Source organism: Alcanivorax sp. HI0083 (assembly GCF_001635175.1).
The window spans coordinates 1-4,612 of the sequence record NZ_LWFX01001243.1; the positions used below are offsets into that span (position 1 = coordinate 1).

Genomic DNA, 4,612 nt, shown 5'->3' on the forward strand with positions numbered 1-4,612 from the left:
AACCAGCTTGTCAGGGCATGATTCGATATGTTGCCTTCTCCATTCCCCGAAACGAATAACACTGCTCAAAAAAGCAGCATCGCTAAAAGCGAAAGGAGCCTATGTCTAAGGAGCCCACAGCCCCGCAGGCTTCGTGCATTCACGGATAATCAAACCGCCCTTCCGCCAGGAATATCTTTACCTGCGCAATCACCTCTCCGTTACGCATCATGAACGGATGCGTCACCGGCAGCACCAGATGGTCCTGCATGCCTTCGACTTTGGTTCTTTCTACGGTGACCTTGCCATCGTTAGGTCCGGGTAGTTGCGTGGAGAGCAGGAAATTGATGGTCTGATTGCCGGCGATGATACCGACCGGGAAATCCACCGGGCCGAGCTGGTTGGGGAGGCTGTCCGGGCCGGTGCCCATCTGGCTGCCGGCAGGGCCGTTGAACCATTGGAATGGCGCCCAGGCACCCAGGCGGTCCACCACTTCGCTGCCCTGATTGGGCGGGCCGAGCATGACGGTTCGGCCAAGGCGGGGAATGGTGTGTTCGCTGAGGTACTGGCGCAGCAGAATGCCACCCATAGAGTGGGTAACGAAATGGATGCTGCCTTCGTCGGGGCATTGCGCTAAAGCAGCGGGAAGGGTTTGCGCCGCGAGGGTTTGAATAGGGTGTTTGGTAGAGGGGTACCCCTGGTTCACCACCGTATAACCGGTTTTCTCCAGGGCCGTTTCCATTTTCTTCATGGCGTGGGCGGTTCTGGCCAGGCCATGCAGCAGCACAACGCATTGCGGTTCTTCCATGTTTTCCTCCGCCTGTGCTGCGGTCCAGGCCAGCAGGCACGCCAGCAACAACGCCAGCGCCCCTGCCCTGCCCGTCACGGATCTAGCCAAGCTGATCCAGCGCAGTCTTGAGGCGGGCCACCGCCGCATCCACATCACCGAGCTTGTCCAGGCCGAACAGGCCCACACGGAAGGTCTTGAAGTCCGCCGGTTCGTCGCACATAAGCGGCACACCACCGGCGGTCTGCAAGCCTTGCGCGATAAATGCCGCACCGCTCTTGATGCCATCGTCACCGGTGTAGGACACCACCACACCCGGGGCTTCAAAGCCCGGTGCGGCGACGCTGGCAAAACCGTGTTCGGCCATCAGGGCGCGTACCGCCTTACCCAGCTGCCACTGTTCGGCTTTAACGGTCTCCAGGCCGCGCTCCACGGTTTCCATCATGGTGTCGCGGAAACCGGTCAGCGCATCGGTGGGCATGGTGGCGTGGTAGGCATGGCCGCCGTTTTCATAGGCGATCATGATGTCGCGCCATTTACGCAGGTCGCAGGCGAAGCTGCTGCTGGTAGTTTCGTGCAGACGCTTTTCTGCGGCCTCGCTGAGCATCACCAGCGCGCTGCACGGCGAGCTGCTCCAGCCTTTTTGTGGCGCACTGATCAGCACGTCGACGCCGCAAGCCTGCATGTCCACCCAGATGGTGCCGGAGGCAATGCAGTCGAGGACGAACAGGCCGCCCACACTGTGCACCGCATCGGCCACCTGTTTGATGTAGTCATCGGGCAGGATGATGCCGGAGGCCGTTTCCACGTGGGGGGCGAACACCATGGCCGGTTTTTCCGCCTTGATGGCAGCGACCACCTCTTCAATGGGCGCCGGGGCGAATGCAGCCTGGGGCTGGTCGTTAACCGGAGAGGCTTTGAGAACGGTTTCTTTGGACGGGATCTTGCCCATCTCGAAGATCTGGCTCCAGCGGAAGCTGAAGAAACCATTGCGAATCACCAGGCAGGACTGGTCGGTGGCGAACTGACGGGCCACTGCTTCCATGCCGAAGCTGCCGCCACCGGGCACCACAGCCACGGAATGCGCGTTATAGACCTGTTTCAGGGTCGATGAGATATCCCGCATCACCTGCTGGAAGCGTTGTGACATATGGTTCAGGGAACGGTCGGTGAAAACCACGGAGTATTCGAGCAGACCGTCACGGTCAAAATCGCGGGGTAAAGCGGGCACGGGTCTCTCCCAATCAGCCAGGTTACGGGTACGGGGTTTTTCGTCTGTCTTGGATACTGGATTGACCGGCCCACCGCAACCGTTTGCCCGCCTTCAACCGCAAAATAGTGGCAAAAGCCGGGTCAACTGTTCAAAAGACGGCCAATGACCTGTACTCCCTTGTCTATTAAGCTTATTCGCTATCATTCTTGAGCGTATACAGGCGCTGCCTCATACTATGCGCCCTTGATGCCATGTAAACATGGCGTCTACTCCTATTTTTTTCGGCAAGCGAGCCTGCGATCACATGACTGAGTACGTCCTGATTCTGATCAGCGCTGTGCTGGTAAACAATTTCGTGCTGGTGCAGTTCCTCGGGCTGTGTCCGTTTATGGGGGTGTCCAATAAAGTGGAAACCGCCATGGGCATGTCCCTGGCCACCACGTTCGTGCTGACGCTGTCCTCCGTGCTTGCCTACCTGACCTGGGCCTACATTCTGGTGCCCTTCGAGCTGGAATACCTGCGCACCATCAGCTTTATTCTGGTGATTGCGGTGGCCGTGCAGTTCACCGAAATGTTCGTGAAGAAAGCCAGCCCGCTGCTCTACCGGGTGCTGGGGGTATTCCTGCCGTTGATCACATCCAACTGTGCGGTGCTGGGCGTGGCCCTGCTGAATGTGCGCCAGGAAGACGCCACCTTTATGTCTTCGCTGACCTACGGTTTCGGGGCGGCGCTGGGCTTTTCCCTGGTGCTGATCCTGTTTGCCGCCATGCGCGAGCGCATTGCCGTGGCCGATGTACCCGAAGCCTTTCGCGGCCCCAGCATCGGCCTGATCACCGCCGGTCTCATGTCACTGGCATTCATGGGCTTTTCCGGGTTGATCAAGTTATGAATGTACGCACGACGCCTGATGCCCGACGCCTGACAGGGGCGCGGTGCCTCACGATAATCGCCAACCCTGTGCTGCTACGCACTGTTTTGCCGTGTCCGGCATTCGGCATTCTGCGTCCTGCGGCACACGGAGTGTGCTCATGACCGCTGTGTTAATTGCTGTGGCGGCGTTGTTGGCTTTGGCGGCGGTGTTCGGTGCTGTGCTCGGGTTTGCCTCGGAAAAATTCAAGGTAGAAGGCGATCCGATCGTCGAGCAGATTGATTCGCTGCTGCCGCAGACCCAGTGCGGCCAGTGTGGCCACCCGGGTTGCCGCCCTTATGCGGAAGCCATTGCCGAGGGCGAAGAACACAACCGCTGCCCGCCAGGCGGACAGGACACCGTGGTGGCGCTGTCCGAATTGCTCGGCCGTGAAGAACTGACGCTGGATAATGAAGGCGCGGAAGACGCCAACGTGGCCAAGGTCGCCTACATCCGCGAAGACGAGTGCATTGGCTGCACCAAGTGCATCCAGGCCTGCCCGGTGGATGCCATCGTCGGCGCCGCCAAGTTGATGCACACGGTCATTGTTGATGAATGCACCGGCTGCGATCTCTGTGTGGAGCCCTGCCCGGTGGACTGTATCGACATGCTGGAAGTGAAACCGACCTTGCAAACCTGGGGCTGGCAGCGCCCGGCGGGTATCGGTGAGCGCCCGGACAGCCGCATTGAGGTGGTGAATTTATGAGACGCTTCACGCCACACGCCGGACGCATGACGCTTGTGCAGTGCCACTCGGATTCGCTCGTGCATGGCCGGAGATTGTTGCCATGAGCCAAGCGCAAACAAACAAAACCCGAAAAACACGCTCTGTTTTTGCGCGTCTGGCATCGGGCATCCGGCGGCCAGCGCCCATTCATGACTTCCACGGCGGCATTCATCCGCCGGAAATGAAGCATCTGTCCAACAGCACCCCCATCGTGCCCGGCCCGCTGCCGCAACAGCTGGTGCTACCGCTGAACATGCATATCGGCGCGCCGGCCAAGCCGTTGGTGGCGCCCGGAGACAAGGTCCTCAAGGGGCAGATGATTGCCGAGCCCATTGGCGCTGTCAGTGCAGCTATCCATGCGCCTACCTCTGGCACGGTCAGCGCCATTGGCCCGCGCCCCATCCAGCACCCATCGGGCATGGATGCGGTGTGTATCGTCATCGACACGGATGGCGAAGACCAGTGGGTTGAACATCAGGGTATTGCCGACTACACCGAAAAAAGCCCAGCCGAGCTGGTCGATCTGATCCGCCACGCGGGCATTGCCGGCATGGGCGGCGCTGGCTTCCCCACCAGCATCAAGGTGAACCTGGGCGACCATCAGCGCGTGGAGCAGCTGCTGATCAATGCGGTGGAATGCGAGCCCTACATCACCGCCGATGATCGCCTGATGCGTGAGCGTGCCGAGCAAATCGTCACCGGCATTCATATTCTCCAGTACCTGCTCAACCCCCGCCGCACCCTGATCGGTATCGAAGACAACAAGCCCGAGGCCATTTCCGCGATCAAACGGGCCTGCAAAGGCTCCGATATCGAAGTGCGTGTGGTGCCCACCAAATACCCCTCCGGCGGCGAGAAACAGCTGATCCAGTTGCTCACCGGCAAGGAAGTGGCCAGCGGCCAGCTGCCCGCCCAGGTGGGCGTGGTCTGCCAGAACGTGGGCACCGCCTATGCCATCAAGCGGGCCGTATGCGATGGCGAACCGCTGGTCTCGCGGGT

General features: G+C 60.2%; 5 protein-coding genes. 3 read left to right on the plus strand and 2 right to left on the minus strand.

Going from position 1 to position 4,612, the window contains the following annotated elements:
• Positions 1–139: 139 nt before the first annotated feature.
• Both A3754_RS18120 and A3754_RS18125 read right to left on the minus strand, forming a co-directional pair.
• Complete coding sequence (locus A3754_RS18120; protein WP_231880686.1) at positions 140–865, minus strand: triacylglycerol lipase; 726 nt, start codon at positions 863–865, stop codon at positions 140–142.
• Positions 866–869: 4 nt separating this feature from the next.
• Positions 870–1,997: an aminotransferase class V-fold PLP-dependent enzyme gene (locus A3754_RS18125; protein ID WP_063520819.1), complete on the minus strand. Its 1,128-nt coding sequence runs from the start codon at positions 1,995–1,997 to the stop codon at positions 870–872.
• A 286-nt stretch (positions 1,998–2,283) separates the two neighbouring features.
• Between A3754_RS18125 and rsxA the strand changes: the two genes are divergently transcribed.
• The 3 genes from rsxA to rsxC all read left to right on the plus strand — a co-directional run.
• Positions 2,284–2,868 carry an electron transport complex subunit RsxA gene (rsxA, locus tag A3754_RS18130; RefSeq protein ID WP_007150071.1) on the plus strand — a complete coding sequence of 195 codons (585 nt, stop codon included), beginning with the start codon at positions 2,284–2,286 and terminating at the stop codon, positions 2,866–2,868.
• A gap of 139 nt (positions 2,869–3,007) precedes the next feature.
• Complete coding sequence (rsxB, locus tag A3754_RS18135) at positions 3,008–3,592, plus strand: electron transport complex subunit RsxB (protein ID WP_063520820.1); 585 nt, start codon at positions 3,008–3,010, stop codon at positions 3,590–3,592.
• 82 nt (positions 3,593–3,674) lie between these two features.
• Positions 3,675–4,612: electron transport complex subunit RsxC (gene rsxC, locus A3754_RS18140; protein ID WP_082904801.1), on the plus strand; the 938-nt coding region annotated here is incomplete at its 3' end.